Genomic DNA, 16,918 nt, shown 5'->3' with positions numbered 1-16,918 from the left:
AGCCCTTCAGGCTTAATAAAAATATCACCAATAAACCAAAAAACCATTGCTTTTCTGATACTAGTAAGGAAAGGCAATACATCACTTATATATTAATTTTTAAAACATTCAGTTATGAACACTAGAAATTCAAACAATCGTAGTTCAAGAAGTAATTCTTCAAACAATGAAAAATCCACTTTAGAGGAAGTTTATCAGTTAGGGTATGACCATGGTTTTAATGATGCATCCCAGGATGAAGATTATGATGATGATTTCTCTGAATATGAGGACGAGTTCGATGATTATGAAAACAGTTATGACGACGATGAAGACGATTACGACGACGAGGACTATGATGACGACGAAGACTATGATGATGAAGACTATGATGATGAAGATGATGACGACCAAGATAACAACAGAGGTGGAAGAAGCTCTGGAGGCGGAGGCGGTTCCCGTGGAGGCAGTCAGCAGAGAGACAGTCAGGGAAGGTTTACTTCCGGAGGTAGAGGAGGTTCCAGATCGGGCTCGGGCTCTGGATCTGGTTCCGGATCGAGATCAGGCTCAGGTTCTTCGGGAAGAGGAAGATCTTCTTCTGGTTCCGGAAACGGAACTTCAAGAAGAGGTTTTGCCTCAATGAGTAAGGCAGAGCGTACCAGAATTGCCCGTATGGGAGGAGAGGCTTCTCATGGCGGTGGAAGATCTTCCAATTCAAATTCAGGAAGATCAGGCTCTAATAGAGGATCAGGAGGCTCCAGTTCACGATCAGGAAATAACAGTAATTCAGGTTCTGGCCGTGGCTCTGGTTCCGGAAACGGAACCTCGAGAAGAGGTTTTGCATCGATGAGCAAAGCTGAGCGTACCAAAATTGCCCGTATGGGTGGCCAGGCCTCTCATGGAGGAGGAAGGTCTTCAGGATCTGGAAGATCAGGATTTGGCGGAAGACGTAATAATTCATAATTTTTTTAGATTACCTCTTTACTTTTTTTTAAAGAGGTAATCTTTTAATTCAATTCAAACACCACATCATATCATGGCAACAAAAACAACAGAAAATACCAATACTGCTGCATCAGCATCAAACTCAGCGTCTACAGGGGCGGTTTCCACAGCAGATAAAAAAATGAAAGTAGATAATGCTTCGGTGGACGGGGATGAAATGAAAAATTCTTCGCTTCACAAATTCTTCGTAAGCTCTCTTAAAGATATTTACTTCGCAGAAAATGCCATTATAGAGGCATTGGAAAAAATGCAGCAAGCGGCAACAACCGAAGAGCTTAAGGATGCTTTTGAAGACCATCAGCTCCAGACCAAGAAACATGTAAGCCGTCTTGAAAAAGTATTTAAATTAATTGATGAAAGCCCTGAGGAAAAACAGTGTGAAGCCATAAAAGGGATTATCAAAGAAGGTGAGGAAATTATAAAATCTACACAGGAAGGATCTATGACAAGAGATGCGGCCCTGATTATTGCTGCACAGAAAGTGGAGCATTATGAGATTGCCACCTATGGAGGTTTGGCCCAGCTTGCTATTACCATGGGACACGATAAAGTAGCAGACCTGCTTGAAAAAACACTCCAGGAAGAAGAAGATACAGATTATAATCTCACTGAGATAGCTGAGACCTTCATCAATTTTGATGCAGAGCAGGAAGATTAAGTTTACTAAAAGATATGCCATATAGATCCGAAGGTCTATATGGCATCTTTAATCCAGGAATTTATCATATGGACCGGCAGAAAATAATAAAAATGCTCCGCCTTAGCCAATTCATCAGGGTTAATAATAAAGGAGAATGGTTTGAAGATGGGGATGTAATCTATGCGAAAGAAATTAAAATGAATATTTTCTTAGTATTTATTTTTCTCAATACTTCAAAAAAAGAAAATATAAAAGCTTTAATCGCAGAGTTTACGGATCTCAAAAGTATCGGGAAAATAAAACCATTACGGACCATGTTCTATCTGATTATGAATGAAAATAAAGATTTCCATTGCTTTGAACACCTGATAAAAACGTCTGATTTTTAATTTCTTTTAACAGATGCCCAGTAGAGCTTATGGAGTGACTATTCCCACAAATTCTAAATATTTTGATATGAAAGAAGATACAAACCTCAATGCAAAAATAAATCAGCTGCAGTCCCTAAGTACTTCCAACGACGATAAAAAGCTGACAACAAATCAAGGGATACGTATCAATAATAACCAGGATACTTTAAAATCTGGTGATAGAGGTCCCTCTTTGTTGGAGGATTTTATATTGCGTGAAAAGATTACCCATTTCGATCACGAAAGAATCCCAGAGCGTGTTGTACATGCGAGGGGATCAGGAGCGCATGGCACTTTTAAACTGACAAAAAGCCTTGAAAAATATACCAAAGCCAAATTTCTAAATGATATAGGAAAAGAAACTCCTGTTTTTGTCAGGTTTTCAACTGTAGCCGGCAGCAGAGGGAGTACAGATCTTGCAAGGGATGTAAGAGGGTTTGCGGTTAAATTTTATACCGAAGAGGGAAATTATGATCTGGTCGCTAATAATATGCCGGTATTCTTTATTCAGGATGCCATAAAATTTCCGGATCTTGTGCACGCTCTTAAGCCTGAACCTGATCATGAAATTCCCCAGGCTGCATCTGCTCATGATACATTTTGGGATTTTATATCATTAATGCCTGAGAGTATGCATATGATTATGTGGCTGATGAGTGACCGTGCGATACCCAGAAGTTTTAGCAGGATGGAAGGATTCGGTGTCCATACTTTCAAACTCATCAATACTGATAATGATGTTCATTTTGTGAAATTCCACTTTAAACCCAGATTAGGTGTGCATTCTGTTGCCTGGGATGAAGCTCAGAAAATTTCGGGAGTGGATCCCGACTTTCATAGACGCGACTTATGGGAAGCAATAGAATCCGGCAATTTTCCCCAGTGGGACTTTGGAGTACAGATTATTTCCGAGGAAAATGAAAGCGATTTTGATTTTGATCTGCTGGATCCCACAAAAATTGTTCCTGAGGAACTAGTTCCTGTTGAGATTATCGGAACACTAACCCTACATAAGAATCCCGAGAACTTTTTTGCTGAAACAGAGCAGGTTGCATTCCATCCGGGACATCTGGTACCAGGAATTGACTTTAGCAACGATCCTTTACTGCAGGGAAGATTGTTTTCATATACCGATACCCAGTTATCAAGGTTAGGATCACCTAACTTTCATGAAATACCGATCAATAGATCTTTAAATACAGTTCATAACAACCAGCGTGACGGCCATATGAGGCAGCAGATCGTAAAAGGAAAAGTAAGTTACGAACCCAACTCCATCGGAGGTGGATGCCCCTTTCAGGCCATGATGTCAGAAGGAGGATTTGTTTCCCAACGCGAAAGAGTATCCGGAGAAAAGCTAAGGAAAAGAAATCTAGGCTTTATAGATCATTATTCTCAGGCGAAACTATTTTACAACAGTCAGTCGGCTCCCGAAAAGGCACACCTTACCAAATCCCTTGTCTTTGAACTTTCAAAAGTGACGATTCCTCAGATCAGGAAGAGACTAGTGGGACAGCTGGCTTATATCAATATAGAACTAGCCTCTGAAGTTGCCCGCAAATTGGGCGTTGACCTGGAAAAACTCCAGCAACCCAATCATAGTATTCCTGCAGATGCCAGTCCAAAAGATTTGCAAAGTCAGGAAAGGGAACCAAAAGTTACAATATCTCCGGCTCTCAGTATGCAGGATACTGTAAAAAATACAATAAAAGCCAGGAAGATTGGATTCATGGTTTGCAACGATGCTGAGGCAGAAATAATTGATGATTTAAAAAACAGAATAGAAGGGCAAGGCGCCAAAATTGAGATTATAGCTCCCACTATGGCTGCTGTAAAGACCAGTAATGGAAACATAATGTTCCCAGATCATTCATTATCCAGCACCTCGAGTGTATGCTTTGATGCCCTGCTTATTACTTGTGGAAATGATAATGCCAACGACTTTTTGCTTCCAGAAAATAAACAGCTAGTTCTGGATTTCGTTAATGAAGCCTATCATCATTGTAAAGCTCTTTATTTTGGTCCGGGAACAAGGGATATCTATATTGATAGCCATGTCAGTAAGAAAAAACATGAAGATCCGGCTGTTATTACAGAGGGAGTTCCCGAAGCCGCAGATAAATTTATTCAGGCAGTTTCGCAGCACAGGGTATGGCATCTTGAAATTGAAAGATCTCTCACCGTATAATCTAGATAATCCTTTACACCACTAAATATTAAAATTATGAAAGCAGCAGTTTTTCACGCTCCCGGAAATATCACCTGTGATACGATTGATGATCCGGTGATTCAGGATGCTTCGGATATTATTCTTAAAGTAACTTCGACAGCTATTTGCGGAAGCGATTTGCATATGTATTCCGGAGGTATTCCCCAGTTACGGCCTATGGTGATGGGTCATGAATTCATGGGAATAGTTCAAGAGACAGGGCAGAATATAAACCATTTAAAGGTTGGCGACCGGGTCGTGGTTCCATTTCCTATTGCCTGCGGAGGATGTTATTTCTGTCAGCATAACCTTCCTACGGCCTGTGAACACAGTAATCCCGAACACTATGGGCCGGAAGGGGGTCTTATCACAGAAAAAGGAGGGGCTCTTTTTGGATACAGTGATCTGTATGGTGGATATAATGGGGGGCAGGCACAGTATGTACGGGTTCCTTACGCGCACTTCGGGCCTCGGAAAGTAGCAGATGGTCTGACTGATGAGCAGGTTCTGTTCCTGACCGATATTTTCCCTACCGGGTATACCGGAGTCATGTGGGGAGAATTGAAGGGCGGAGAAACCGTAGCTGTTTTTGGAGCAGGACCGGTGGGATCGATGTCTGTGAAAAGTGCGATTCTGCATAATGCAAAAAAAGTAATCGTTATTGATACCCTTCAGTACCGACTTGACCAGATTAAGAGACTGACAGGCTGCGAAACTATTTTATGGGAGGATGCTAAAGAGGTTATAGAACAGATAAGAGAATTGACCGGTGGAAGAGGCGCAGACTTATGTATCGATGCGGTTGGTTTTGAACCTGATCGCAGCCTTTTAGATAAAGCAAAGGCAGTGATGAATTTTGAAAAAGGTTCAATAAAAGTGTTAGAAGCCTGTATGAGCGCTGTGAGACGGGGAGGAACTGTTTCAATTTTGGGAGTATATCCTACGAATTATGACAATTTTAAACTGGGACAGGTTTTTGATAAAGGAATTACCCTTAAATCAGGACAGTGTAATGTTCATCCGATTATAGATATGCTGATGGACCATGTACAAAGCGGCCGTGTTCAGCTTGATGATATTATCACGCACCGTCTTTCTCTGGAAGATGTTTCTGCAGGATATGAAATTTTTGATAAAAAACAAGATGGCTGCGTCAAGGTGGTGCTTGATCCTTGGAAATTGTCAGAGTTTTAGAATAAAGCTATATAAATCATAAAATGAATTGCTATGGAACTTCAAAAAGATATTTTGGAATATATCAGCCAAGCCTTAGTAACAACAGGTGAAACCATTTCGGTGGCAGAAAGTGTTACCTCGGGATCTTTACAGTTAGCTTTTTCTCAAATGCCCAACGCATCACTCTTTTACAAGGGTGGAATGACGGCCTATGCATTACCTATGAAAGTGAAGCTGTTAAATGTCGATAGGGCGGAAGCGGAACAATGCGACTGTGTTTCAGAAAATATTGCAGAGACCATGGCATTACAGATTGCCAAGCTTTACGAGACCCAATGGTCTATTGCCACAACGGGTTACTGTACACCCATCAGAAATTCAGCTTACAAAATTTTCGCCTATTTCTCATTCGCCTATAAAGGGGAAATTGTCCTGACCAAAAAGTTAGAGTTGCATCCTAAAACACAGGCCTTAAATGCTCAGCTTTACTATACGGAATTTATTCTGGGATGTTTTAAAAATGAAGTCAGCCAGCTTTTAATTTAAATATTATACTATGGAACGTAAAAATCAATATGTTTTAATTACAGGTGCAACCAGCGGAATAGGATATGAGCTGGCCAAAGAGTTTGCGAAAAATGGGTATGATCTGGTGATCGTAGCCAGAAACCATGAAGCACTGAAAAATAAAGCTGAAGAATTCAAAACTTTTGGCATTAATGTTATTCCAATTTCAAAGAATTTATTCTTACAGGATGAGGTCTATTCGCTGTATTCGGAATTAAAACTCAACGGTATCAGCCCTGAAATTCTTGTCAATGATGCCGGACAGGGAGTGTACGGTAAATTTCAGGATACTGATATCCACCGGGAAATAAACATTGTAAATCTTAATATTATATCAGTCATTCTTTTAACCAAGCTCTTTTTAAAAGACCGTCTGGCTAAAGGATCCGGAAAAATATTAAATCTGGCATCTATAGCAAGTAAGGCGCCCGGCCCCTGGCATTCCGTATATCATGGAACAAAAGCTTTTGTTTTATCGTGGTCAGAAGCCATCCGTGAAGAATTGAAAGATTCAGGTATTAGTGTAACAGCCCTTTTACCTGGGCCTACAGATACTGACTTTTTTAATAAAGCAGGTATGAACAGAAGTAAAATATTGGAAGACAGAGAAAATCTTGGTAATCCCCAGGATGTTGCAATAGATGGGTATAATGCGCTGATGAAGGGAGAGGATAAAGTGATTTCAGGATTTAAAAATAAGCTTACCGTAGCAATGACCAATCTGGCGACCGATGACATGGCCGCTCACAGGATGGGAGAAATGCAAAAACCAAGCACAGAAAAGTAAACCATGAGAAAACTGCAGTTAAAAAACAAATCGGTCTTAATTACTGGTGCTGACAGCGGAATTGGTAAAGCTACCGCACTTCTTTTTGCAGACGAAGGAGCCGATATTGCCATTATTTATCATCATGACAATAAGGACGCTGGAAAAACAAAAAATGAAATATTAGCGTTAGGCAGAAAGTGTATTATTTTCCCCGGAGATATTAACGATTATGAATTTTGTGAGCACACGGTGAAAAAAGTGATTAGCAAGCTTGGGAAAATAGATGTTCTGGTCAATAATGCAGGGGTACAGTTTCCCAGTGATCAGATTGAAAATATGGAGGAGAAAAATATCAGGAAAACTTTTGACTCCAATATTATTGGGATGATTCTGCTGACTAAAGTTGTTTTTCCATACTTGAAACGCGGGGCAAGCATCATTAACACCACATCAGCGGTAGCTTACCAAGGGCATGAAGAACTTTTAGATTATTCAGCAACCAAGGGCGCAATCGTATCCTTTACCAGGTCTCTGGCGCTTCAGGCAAAACCGAAGGGAATTCGCGTCAATGCCGTTGCTCCCGGCCCCGTTTCAACACCTCTTACCGAGAAAACTTTCGGAGAGCAGGAAGAAGATACCAGCAAACCACCTTTTGAACGGAATGCTAGCGCTGAAGAAATAGCAGACAGCTTTCTGTTTTTAGCAGGCAGCGCATCAGCCCAGATGACAGGTCAGGTTCTCCATCCCAACGGAGGCATTATAGTTAATGGATAATAAAGTATAACAATTAAAAAAAAAATATGAAAACAATTATGGTATTTGCACTTTGTGCGCTAAGTTTGACATCTTGTCGTTGTGATTTACCCGAAGATGATGACAAAAAGAAAAGTGAGAGCAGGATTAAGGCTGACACCTTAAAAATGAAATAGCATGAACAGAGATGGGGCCAGAAAAAGTATATGGCAGGAAGAAATCAAAACGTTTTCTTTAGATCCTGCCTTGGCAAAATGCTATGATGTTGCAATCGTTGGAGCAGGTATTACGGGAATTTCTACAGCAATCAGACTGCAGAAAGAAGGAAAGAAATGTATTGTACTTGAAGCTTCGAATATAGGCTTTGGGACCACCGGAGGAACTACCGCTCATTTAAATGACTTCTTTGATACCACCTACGCTCAGGCCATTAAAGATGTTGGTTTACAGAATGCCAAGCTGCTGAAATATGTAGGAATAGAAGCCAGGAATATCATCAGGAATAATATTAGGCAATTTAATATTTCCTGTGATTTTGAAAGCAAGCCTGCTTATCTCTTTGCTTTGGATGAAAAGCAGGAAAAAAAACTCGATGACATTCTCAAAGGAGCCTCCCAGGTAGGACATCCCATGGCACAGACTGATGATATCCCTTTTCCGTTTGCTTTTAAAAAAGCAGTCTCTATTCCTGATCAAGGACAGTTTCACCCGATAAAATATATAAAAGGTCTTGCAGAGGCATTTATTAATCTTGGTGGCCTTTTACTGGAAGAATGTCTTTGCGAGGGACATGATGAGAAGGAAGATGTTGTGATATTGCAATCCTCAAAAGGAAGAGTCAGTGCCCGCTCTGTTATTTATGCCACTCATATCCCGCCGGGAGTGAATATCCTTCATCTGATGAATGCCCCATACCGCAGTTATGCCATTGCATTCAGGCTCAAGGGTGATTGTCATCCCATGGAGCTTGGGTATGACCTTACCGAGCCATACCATTACTATAGAACGCAGAAAATAAATGGGGAAAACCTGTTTATTGCCGGCGGGGAGGATCATAAAACAGGTCATGCAGATGATACAGGAGAATGCTTTTCAAAACTTGAAAACTATGTCAGAGAGTATTTTGATGTGGATACAGCAGTATACAGCTGGTCAAGCCAGTATTATGAGCCTGCAGATGGGCTTCCCTATATTGGAGTTTTACCTGGCAGCAAGGGGAAGATTTACACCGCTACAGGATTTAGGGGTAACGGGATGATTTTTGGGACCATTACATCACAGATTCTTGGAGATCTGATTTTAAACGGTTCAAGTAAGTATAAGGATCTTTTTGATCCCGCAAGGATCAGGCCTATAGCCGGTTTTACAAATTTTGTAAAAGAGCAGGCTGTGGTAGTTTTTGACTTTGTGAAAGATAAAATGCTGACTGAAAGAATAAACTCACTGACAGAACTCTCTGATGGTGAAGCAAAAGTGGTAAAATATGAGGGAGAATCCTATGCTGTGTACAAAGAAAAGGGCGGAAAACTGCATCTTATTAAAAGCACATGCCCTCATGCCAAATGCGAAGTGAGATGGAATAGTGCAGAAATAAGCTGGGACTGTCCGTGCCATGGATCGAGATTTAACATAAATGGAAGGATGCTTACTGGTCCTACCGTCAAAAATCTTCAGCGAATTGAGCTTTAAACAAGGCGTTTATCCTTTTTGGATCTGATAGTTTTGTGTCCTTTTAATATTCCTGTCTTTACCAATTAGTTTAAGATATAAAAAAAGCCGCCTTACTAGTTAATATATTGAAGAATATGAAAGCTAAAGAAATTAGAGGAGTTCCATCTCAAAAAAAAGGAGGTTTTCATAATACAGAAAGTGTAAAAGAATTTGACAATTCTGAAATGGCAGTTCAGCAGTTTGCCGTACTAAAAAATCGTTTTTTTTGTGTTAATGAGTGGAAAGGGTACTGCGGCGACCATTTTGCTGATTTTAAGCTTTATGATTCATCTGGAAATTATGTTGACCGTGCCCCGGTAAGGGGTGATTTTATAAGAATTGATACTCCAGGTCCTGGCTCCCTTGAAGCAGGTTTCGACTGGGTTAGAATTACCAATATAAGCAACGATTATACAAAAGAGGATGAATTTGAGAATATCTCAATGACCTGCCACCCGGCAAAAGAACCGGGTAAATCCTACAAGAAATATATTGCTCACTTTTATTCATCTGGTGCTACTTCAACTTTTATGATTTCAAGGGGCAGTAACTACATTAAAGCGGCAGTTTATGGTAGAAATGAAACAGCTAATATAGAAGCTAATTTTATTGATATGATAAGAAATTATTTGATTGCCTTAGGGGGGATGATGGGGATTTCAAAAATTCAGTGGAAGATACTTACAGATGCATTGCTGGATGTTTAATAGTAATTTTTTTTTATGAAAAATAGTTTCTTTGATAGATTTGCGGATAAAGCGGTTTGTTTTACAGGAAGTGCAGCTGCTTTTATTACAGCAGCAGTTCTGGTCATCGTCTGGGCAGCTACCGGACCTTTATTTAATTTTTCTGAACCTTGGCAGATTGTAATCAATACTGGGACAACAATCATTACTTTTTTAATGGTTTTCCTGATCCAGAAGGCACAGAACAAAGACTCCAAAGCTATTCAGATTAAATTAAATGAGTTGATTGCAGCGCACGAAAAAGCCAATAACCGACTGGTGGATATAGAAGATTTGACAGAAGACGAGCTGGATAAGATCCATAAATTTTACGAAAAAAATGGTGGTTTTCAAAGAAAACAGAATAAAACAGAGCCCCGATCAAGAGATCAAGCCTGTCATTACCGATATAAATAAAATGACAACCAATATAAAGCAAACTGAATTTTAAAATGAATGGAGTTATTATTCAATTTTTCCATTGGTATCATGAAGGTAATCTCTGGAATGAGTATACAGAAAAGGGTGACTACCTGAGAAGCTTGGGATTTACCGCCGTATGGTTTCCTCCTGCAACAAAGTGTGTATTAGGAAAAGAGGGCAGAGGATATGATGTTTATGACCCATATGATCTGGGAGAATTTAATCAGAAGGGAGGGATTCCGACAAGATATGGTACTAAAGAGGAATATTTATCTGCCATTGACAAAGCCCATGAACTAGGTTTCTCGGTTTACGCTGATATTGTAATGAATCACAGGATGGGGGGAGATGAAATGGAGACTGTGACTGTTCATCAGGTAAAGGAAGAAAATCGGAATGAAACCATTGGCGAACCTTTTACGGCAAAAGCTTTTACGAAATTCTTTTTTCCGGAAAGGAATGGGAAATATTCTGATTTTAGCTGGGATTATACTTGTTTTAACGGAGTGGATTATATTTTGAAAGATGATGAGGAACTGAAAGGTATTTTCAGAATCCATAATAAATATGCTACAGAATGGAATGAGACCGTAAGTCATGAATTCGGAAATTATGATTATCTGATGGGAGCCAATATAGAATACCGTAATCCATTGGTTGTGAGCGAAATGGAAAGATGGATAAAATGGTATCTGGAAACAACACATGTTGATGGACTGCGTTTGGATGCTGTAAAGCATATTTCAGTAGATTTCTTACAGGACTGGATCAGTTATATAAAGACAGAACTTCAGCCGGACTGTTATATATTGGGTGAATTCTGGAGAGATGAGGCTGAAAAGATTGTTCATTTTTCTGATCAGATAAAAGAGATGATCTCCTGTTTTGATGTACCCCTGCACTACAATTTTTTTACGGCATCAAAGCAGGGAAGGGACTATGATCTCAGCCACATTTTAAAAGGAAGTTTTCTTGAAAAAAAACCGGTTTTTTCCGTTTCATTTGTGGAAAATCACGATACACAGAAATTACAGGCTTTGGAGTCAACGGTGAAGGATTGGTTCAAGCCAGCGGCTTATGCTATAATCTTATTAATGGAAGCGGCATATCCTTGTGTGTTCTATCCGGACCTTTTTGGTGCAGAATACAAGGATATAAGAGAGGGTGAGGAGATAAAGGTGATTATGCCAAAGGTTCATATTCTTCCTAAGCTCCTTGAAGCACGGCAGAAGTTTGCACATGGAGAACAGATCAATTATTTTAATCATCCCAACTGCATTGCCTGGGTGAGAAAAGGAAATGCAGAACATTCCGGTTGTATTGTAGTGATATCTAACAGTGAAGAGGGCTATAAAGATATCGATCTTGGAAAGGAAAATGCATATTCTGTGTATAAAGACTTTACAGAGCAGAGAGAAGATAAAATTAAAGCAGACGGAAATGGGCAGGCCAGATTTACGGTCAATTCCCAATCGGTAAGCGTATGGATTAAATAAAGGATAATTCTGCATATTGAAATATACTGGTATACAGTAAAAGCCACCTAAAGAAGAGTGGCTTTTAAGATTCAATAATAAATTTAATTACGGTTGACCGCTTCCTCCTGCAGCACCATAAATCTGTCCCGTCGCAAAACTTGCATCATTGGCAGCGAGCTGAACAAATATAGATGCGAGTTCCGCAGGCTGGCCGGGGCGACCAAGTGGAGTATGGGCACCGAATTTTTCAATCTTTTCCTGAGTTTGGCCACCGCTGATCTGTAAAGCCGTCCAAACAGGCCCCGGTGCCACACCATTGACACGTATGCCTTTGGGACCCAACTGTTTTGCCAGAGACTTGACATAGCTTGTGGTTGCTGCTTTCGTCTGTGCATAATCATACAGTTCAGCCGATGGATCATAAGCCTGTACCGAAGATAAGCCTATAATACATGAGCCGGGTTTTAAATGGGGTAAAACCGCTTTTATAATCCAGAAAGGGGCATACAGGTTGGTTTTCATTGTTCTTTCAAATTCCTCAGTGCTGATATCAAGTATCGATTCGTGGGTTTTCTGATGCCCGGCGTTGTTGACCAGAATATCTAATCCTCCCAATTTCTCTACGGCCTGCGAAACAAGCTTATTGCAAAAAGATTCATCCCTGATATCTCCAGGAATAGCCACCGCTTTTCTACCTGCTTTTTGTATCAGCGCGATAACCTGCGCTGCATCCTCTTCTTCTTCCTGAAGGTAATTGATTGCCACATCTGCTCCTTCCCTTGCATAAGCAATAGCTGCTGCACGTCCGATTCCGGAGTCTCCTCCGGTAATTAATGCTTTTCTTCCTGTTAGTCTTCCTGAGCCCACATAGCTCTCTTCGCCGTGGTCCGGAACTGGAATCATTTTAGAGGCTAAACCGGGGAAGGGCTGAAACTGTCTCTTGAATGGAGGCTTTGGATATTTTGTTGTAGGATCGGTAAGGTCTGGATCTGTACTGCTTTTTGGATTGTTTTTTGTCTGGGCAAAAGCACTCGGAGCAACAGCTGCCAAGGCAATTGTTGCGGCTATTTTTCCTACAGCATTTCTTCGCGTGATTTCCTTTTCCATAATATTTAAAATTAGGTAGATGTGATTTTAAAATTTAATTTTCCTTCTTTTTATACTCTTCAATTTTTTTAAATTGATGATAGGATTCCCTAAGGCTGTGCAATTGTTCTGAAACAATTTTTCTGCTTTTTTCACACAGATCGTCACTTTCAAGAGCCTTTTCATATGCTTCTATTGCTGCTTTTTCGCCAAATACTACATTTTCTAAGGTAGATTCCTCGATAGTACCAACAGTAAAAGAATTCTTTACATCAATCCATATTCTGTGGAGGGCTCCAGCTACAGAAGTGGAATCATTGGGAATCCCATTTTTTTCAATAATCAGATTGATCAGTTGGTTTTTCATGATTTTTGACTGAGAAATCATCCGGTCATATTCATCTTTTATATCCGGATACATTTCCCAGATTTTCCCTTCGACTTTTTCAAATCCTTCTATTCTGTCATTCGTAATTTGCAGCAAGTCATTAAGTACGGATACCGTTTGTTCTGTTTTCATAATATAAATTTTGTAATGTTACAGCAGAGTGTTTTTTTTCTAACCGGACTTTTTATGCATCCAGTTTCACAAAATCTTTTTCTAAAGAATCTAGCTTTTCTGATCTTTTTATAGAGAGAAAAAATGCCAAAATACCAAGACCCACAATCCCTGCTGAAGCTATTTTTATGGCCTTTTCTGAAGAGAGAAGAGTTTTTCCGTCAATGCCCATATTTCCCCTTGAAGGTTCTAAAACGTTTCCTGAGGTATAGTCTTCGTGGTTTGCTTTTTTCATGAGCAGTCTCATCAAAGCTGAACATACATTCCTGATCGGTGCGGGAAAAAAAGTATAAAGATTTTTGGCTGATGCAGAGAACCAGTCGGGATAGGTTGCATTGATAGGCTTTTTAGCAACTTTAAGGATGGTATGCGCTAAATCACGGGGGTCAAAAGACGGGGGCGGAGTGCTTAATTTTATGCCTGAATAATTGGCGGCATGCTCTATTCCTGCAGATTTCTGAAATCCTGGATATAATGCACAAATATGAATCTCTGGATAATCAGATACCTCTCCCTGAAGGGTTTCTACCATTCCGCGAACGCCGAATTTTGATGCGGTATAAGCGGTTCCGTATGGTGCCGGCATCCAGCCTCCGATGGAAATATTATTGATCAGAACCCCCTTTTTCTGTTTTTTAAAAATAGGCAGAACAGCGTGTGCTGAATGGATGTAGCCCAGAAGATTTGTTTTAATAATCTGATCTATCACTTCAATAGGTGTTTCTTCAAATTTTCCAAATGACAGCACACCTGCATTATTAATCCAGTAATCAATCCGGTTATAGAGAATAAATGCTTTCTCTGCAAGCTGATATACATCTGTTGCACAAGAAGTATCCGTAACAAGAGTAAGGACCATACTACCGTACTGTCTGCAGATTTTGGCAGTTTCATTAAGAGCTTCCTCACCTCTTGAAGCAAGTACCAGATTTGCACCTTCCTTTGCGAAAGCCTCTGCGGTTGCTTTTCCAACACCGCTGGAAGCTCCCGTGATCACCACTGTTTTTCCGAAGAATAGGGGTTTGTTTTTTTTATTTTTCATATGATATTTTTGATTGGATATTATGGTTTTGTTGTATTTTTCTTAGGATAAAGAATCAAGCGTATGGATGGATTATTGGTGATAAACAGCCTGAACCAATCAAGCGATAGCCGAATCTTACTTCTAAAACCGACCAATGGAATTATATGAATAAACAGCCACGTAAGCCAGGCTAAAAAGCCTTTGAAAGAAAATCCGGGAAGATCTACCACAGCATTGAATTTTGAAATGATAGCCATGCTGCCTTTATCATTGTAGGTAAATGGAATAAGTTCCTTGCCCTCCTGAAGTCTGATTAGATTTTTCCCAAGATTTTTAGCTTGCTGGATGGCGGCTTGGGCAAGCTGGGGATGTCCATTGGGGAAGAGCTTGTCAGTGAGCTGAAGAGCAATATCTCCTAAAGCATATATATATGTGTGTTCTTCCACCCTGTTATATTCATCCACTAAAATTCTTCTTCCTTTACCGATTTTTTCTTTTGGAATTCCCGGTACTTCGCGCCCTATAACTCCAGAGGTCCAAATCAGTGTTTCAGTTTCTATTACAGTACCATCAGAGAGAAAGACCTTATTGTCTGTATAGTCTTTAACGGAAACATTAAGAAGAATTTTCACCCCAAGTTCCGTCAAAGTCTTATAGGATGTTTTTTGTGCCATTGTACTCATGGGAGAGAGTAAAGTGGGGAGAGCATCAATCAGATACAGATTGGAGAGACTGAGTTTTATTTCAGGATATTCTTTTTGCGCAATGTATTTTCCCATTTCCGCAAGCATGCCTGCCAGCTCTACACCTGTGGGACCGCCACCGGCGATTACTATATTCTGAAGTCTTTCTGCCATTTTTATATCTTTATTTCTTGCTGCTTGTTCGAGATTGAGCAGTATATGATTTCGTAAGTACAGAGCCTCCTGGATATTTTTCATAGGAAGAGCACATTTCTGTACATTCTCCATTTCAAAAAAATTAGATTCAGTTCCCAAGGCGAGCACTAAATAATCATATCGTAAGTTTCCTGTATCCGTCTCTAATACATTATTTTCAGGATCAACTCTAAGAAGGCTTCCCATGTGAAAATTTACATTTTTATATCTTGAAAACAATCTACGGAAAGGATAGCTGATATTGGATGCCTGAATAAAAGAGGTAGCAACCTGGTAAATAAGCGGAGGAAAAAAGTGGTAATTATTCTTATCAACCAGTGTAATAAGAAATCTTTTATCATTCTTTAATGATTTTATAAGATTGAGTCCTGCAAATCCACCACCAACAATAATGATATGTTTCTTCATACTAATTGATATTTGGAATTAATTGATTATCCACCACAGCGGGTGCTAAAAATAGAAGAACAATGATTGCACTTAACGCAGTACAGTACAGGAAGTTCTTTTTAACTGTTTTGTATAAATTTTATAAGATTTCCTCTTGTGTAATTTTTTATTCTGCTTTTCTATTTGGAGCAGATAATATTTGTTAAAGTTAGCAAACGCTATTCTCCTGTATTATTACTTCGATCATAATGAGATTGCTTTTTTTTAATTACTTTTTTAATAACAATAAATAAATATGGCTTGTTTTTTGATACTTAAAAAAATAATTTTTACTAAGAGATTCATTACTTAACTTTAAAACTTTTAAGATATGATCATCCGTGAAGACCTTTTATTAGAGTATGGAGGCAAATACGAAACCTATTATCCTAATGAAACAATTTTTTCTGAAGAGAGCCTCCCAAAATTTTATTTTCAGATTGTTAATGGTGTTGTAGAACTTAACAACTACCATGAGGACGGCAAAGAATTTACCCAGAATATTTTGTCTGATGGACAGAGCATTGGAGAGTCACTGCTCTTTAATGAAAAATCTTATCCTATGAATGCTATTGCAAAAACGGAGTGTAAACTTTTAAAAGTACCTCGGGAGGATTTCTTTTCTCTTATTGGTCAAAACAGAAATGTTATGATGGATATGTTTAAATGTATGGCCGACCGGCTCTATTACAAATATTTGATGCTTTTTAATATTTCATCTTCAGACCCTCAATTCAAAATCAAAACAATTATTGATTATTTAAAATCAACCCAGTGCAGCGATAATAACCAAACTTTTCAAATACCCTATACCAGACAACAAATTGCCAATCTTACAGGGCTACGTGTAGAAACGGTAATAAGAACCGTAAAAAAAATGGAGAGCGAAAATATGGTGAAAATAGAAGGTAGAAAAATACTGTACTGACCTCAAAAAGCAATACCGATTTGGAACATTTATTTGTATTTATCCACCATAATAATGTGTAAATTGGCTAATCTTTGTTACGATTAACGTAATGATAGGAGAATATACTTAATGTTTGATCTTCCATCTGTATATAGGTATAAGTTCTG

Annotated in this window: 17 protein-coding genes; 13 read left to right on the top strand and 4 right to left on the bottom strand. The window is 39.3% G+C overall.

Annotated features, from left to right (window positions below):
* The first annotated feature begins 114 nt into the window (after nt 1–114).
* The 12 genes from BM143_RS13045 (at nt 115) to BM143_RS12990 (ending at nt 11,862) form a co-directional block, all read left to right on the top strand.
* Complete coding sequence (locus BM143_RS13045) at nt 115–942, top strand: KGG domain-containing protein (RefSeq protein WP_090024874.1); 828 nt, start codon at nt 115–117, stop codon at nt 940–942.
* A gap of 73 nt (nt 943–1,015) precedes the next feature.
* Nucleotides 1,016–1,642 carry a YciE/YciF ferroxidase family protein gene (locus BM143_RS13040; protein WP_090024873.1) on the top strand — a complete coding sequence of 209 codons (627 nt, stop codon included), beginning with the start codon at nt 1,016–1,018 and terminating at the stop codon, nt 1,640–1,642.
* Between the two features lie 92 nt (nt 1,643–1,734).
* Complete coding sequence (locus tag BM143_RS13035) at nt 1,735–2,013, top strand: hypothetical protein (protein WP_139222038.1); 279 nt, start codon at nt 1,735–1,737, stop codon at nt 2,011–2,013.
* Between the two features lie 67 nt (nt 2,014–2,080).
* The gene (locus BM143_RS13030; protein ID WP_090025018.1) at nt 2,081–4,222 is read left to right on the top strand and encodes a catalase; all 2,142 of its coding nucleotides are present in this window, start codon (nt 2,081–2,083) and stop codon (nt 4,220–4,222) included.
* Between the two features lie 36 nt (nt 4,223–4,258).
* Nucleotides 4,259–5,437 carry a zinc-dependent alcohol dehydrogenase gene (locus BM143_RS13025; RefSeq protein ID WP_090024871.1) on the top strand — a complete coding sequence of 393 codons (1,179 nt, stop codon included), beginning with the start codon at nt 4,259–4,261 and terminating at the stop codon, nt 5,435–5,437.
* Between the two features lie 33 nt (nt 5,438–5,470).
* Nucleotides 5,471–5,965: a CinA family protein gene (locus tag BM143_RS13020; RefSeq protein ID WP_090024870.1), complete on the top strand. Its 495-nt coding sequence runs from the start codon at nt 5,471–5,473 to the stop codon at nt 5,963–5,965.
* Between the two features lie 10 nt (nt 5,966–5,975).
* Nucleotides 5,976–6,773, top strand: coding sequence for an SDR family NAD(P)-dependent oxidoreductase (locus tag BM143_RS13015; RefSeq protein WP_090024869.1), 798 nt, complete (start codon nt 5,976–5,978; stop codon nt 6,771–6,773).
* Nucleotides 6,774–6,776: 3 nt separating this feature from the next.
* Nucleotides 6,777–7,529, top strand: a complete 753-nt coding sequence (locus BM143_RS13010; RefSeq protein ID WP_090024868.1) for an SDR family oxidoreductase — start codon at nt 6,777–6,779, stop codon at nt 7,527–7,529.
* A 156-nt stretch (nt 7,530–7,685) separates the two neighbouring features.
* On the top strand, nt 7,686–9,197 hold the full coding sequence (locus tag BM143_RS13005) for an FAD-dependent oxidoreductase (RefSeq protein ID WP_090024867.1): 1,512 nt from the start codon (nt 7,686–7,688) through the stop codon (nt 9,195–9,197).
* 116 nt (nt 9,198–9,313) lie between these two features.
* Nucleotides 9,314–9,925, top strand: coding sequence for a hypothetical protein (locus BM143_RS13000; protein WP_090024866.1), 612 nt, complete (start codon nt 9,314–9,316; stop codon nt 9,923–9,925).
* 15 nt (nt 9,926–9,940) lie between these two features.
* Nucleotides 9,941–10,360: a low affinity iron permease family protein gene (locus BM143_RS12995; protein WP_090024865.1), complete on the top strand. Its 420-nt coding sequence runs from the start codon at nt 9,941–9,943 to the stop codon at nt 10,358–10,360.
* 35 nt (nt 10,361–10,395) lie between these two features.
* Nucleotides 10,396–11,862 (top strand): alpha-amylase, encoded by a 1,467-nt coding sequence (locus tag BM143_RS12990; RefSeq protein ID WP_090024864.1) that lies wholly within the window; start codon nt 10,396–10,398, stop codon nt 11,860–11,862.
* An 87-nt stretch (nt 11,863–11,949) separates the two neighbouring features.
* On the opposite strand, the gene BM143_RS12985 is transcribed toward BM143_RS12990, so the two are convergent.
* The 4 genes from BM143_RS12985 to BM143_RS12970 are packed head-to-tail and all read right to left on the bottom strand — an operon-like array spanning nt 11,950 to nt 15,820.
* Entirely contained in the window at nt 11,950–12,951 is a 1,002-nt protein-coding gene (locus BM143_RS12985; RefSeq protein ID WP_090024863.1) for an SDR family oxidoreductase, read from the bottom strand.
* Nucleotides 12,952–12,985: 34 nt separating this feature from the next.
* Nucleotides 12,986–13,450, bottom strand: coding sequence for a PA2169 family four-helix-bundle protein (locus tag BM143_RS12980; RefSeq protein ID WP_090024862.1), 465 nt, complete (start codon nt 13,448–13,450; stop codon nt 12,986–12,988).
* Between the two features lie 52 nt (nt 13,451–13,502).
* A complete protein-coding gene (locus BM143_RS12975; protein WP_090024861.1) occupies nt 13,503–14,531 on the bottom strand; it encodes an SDR family oxidoreductase in 1,029 nt (342 codons plus the stop codon).
* A 20-nt stretch (nt 14,532–14,551) separates the two neighbouring features.
* Nucleotides 14,552–15,820, bottom strand: a complete 1,269-nt coding sequence (locus BM143_RS12970) for an NAD(P)/FAD-dependent oxidoreductase (RefSeq protein WP_090024860.1) — start codon at nt 15,818–15,820, stop codon at nt 14,552–14,554.
* Nucleotides 15,821–16,172: 352 nt separating this feature from the next.
* Here BM143_RS12970 and BM143_RS12965 point away from each other — a divergent pair, with 352 nt between their 5' ends.
* Complete coding sequence (locus tag BM143_RS12965) at nt 16,173–16,769, top strand: Crp/Fnr family transcriptional regulator (protein WP_090024859.1); 597 nt, start codon at nt 16,173–16,175, stop codon at nt 16,767–16,769.
* Nucleotides 16,770–16,918 lie beyond the last annotated feature (149 nt).

This window comes from Chryseobacterium oleae (assembly GCF_900115055.1).
Taxonomy (GTDB): Bacteria; Bacteroidota; Bacteroidia; order Flavobacteriales; family Weeksellaceae; genus Chryseobacterium; species Chryseobacterium oleae.
Note: the sequence above shows the minus strand (reverse complement) of the source record. Positions and strands in the feature narration are given on the sequence as shown.

Excerpts from the sequence above, each read along its gene's own strand:
- BM143_RS13045 (WP_090024874.1), top strand. The coding sequence starts at position 115 with ATGAACACTAGAAATTCAAACAATCGTAGTTCAAGAAGTAATTCTTCA.
- BM143_RS13040 (WP_090024873.1), top strand. The coding sequence starts at position 1,016 with ATGGCAACAAAAACAACAGAAAATACCAATACTGCTGCATCAGCATCA.
- BM143_RS13035 (WP_139222038.1), top strand. The coding sequence starts at position 1,735 with ATGCTCCGCCTTAGCCAATTCATCAGGGTTAATAATAAAGGAGAATGG.
- BM143_RS13030 (WP_090025018.1), top strand. The coding sequence starts at position 2,081 with ATGAAAGAAGATACAAACCTCAATGCAAAAATAAATCAGCTGCAGTCC.
- BM143_RS13025 (WP_090024871.1), top strand. The coding sequence starts at position 4,259 with ATGAAAGCAGCAGTTTTTCACGCTCCCGGAAATATCACCTGTGATACG.
- BM143_RS13020 (WP_090024870.1), top strand. The coding sequence starts at position 5,471 with ATGGAACTTCAAAAAGATATTTTGGAATATATCAGCCAAGCCTTAGTA.
- BM143_RS13015 (WP_090024869.1), top strand. The coding sequence starts at position 5,976 with ATGGAACGTAAAAATCAATATGTTTTAATTACAGGTGCAACCAGCGGA.
- BM143_RS13010 (WP_090024868.1), top strand. The coding sequence starts at position 6,777 with ATGAGAAAACTGCAGTTAAAAAACAAATCGGTCTTAATTACTGGTGCT.
- BM143_RS13005 (WP_090024867.1), top strand. The coding sequence starts at position 7,686 with ATGAACAGAGATGGGGCCAGAAAAAGTATATGGCAGGAAGAAATCAAA.
- BM143_RS13000 (WP_090024866.1), top strand. The coding sequence starts at position 9,314 with ATGAAAGCTAAAGAAATTAGAGGAGTTCCATCTCAAAAAAAAGGAGGT.
- BM143_RS12995 (WP_090024865.1), top strand. The coding sequence starts at position 9,941 with ATGAAAAATAGTTTCTTTGATAGATTTGCGGATAAAGCGGTTTGTTTT.
- BM143_RS12990 (WP_090024864.1), top strand. The coding sequence starts at position 10,396 with ATGAATGGAGTTATTATTCAATTTTTCCATTGGTATCATGAAGGTAAT.
- BM143_RS12985 (WP_090024863.1), bottom strand. The coding sequence starts at position 12,951 with ATGGAAAAGGAAATCACGCGAAGAAATGCTGTAGGAAAAATAGCCGCA.
- BM143_RS12980 (WP_090024862.1), bottom strand. The coding sequence starts at position 13,450 with ATGAAAACAGAACAAACGGTATCCGTACTTAATGACTTGCTGCAAATT.
- BM143_RS12975 (WP_090024861.1), bottom strand. The coding sequence starts at position 14,531 with ATGAAAAATAAAAAAAACAAACCCCTATTCTTCGGAAAAACAGTGGTG.
- BM143_RS12970 (WP_090024860.1), bottom strand. The coding sequence starts at position 15,820 with ATGAAGAAACATATCATTATTGTTGGTGGTGGATTTGCAGGACTCAAT.
- BM143_RS12965 (WP_090024859.1), top strand. The coding sequence starts at position 16,173 with ATGATCATCCGTGAAGACCTTTTATTAGAGTATGGAGGCAAATACGAA.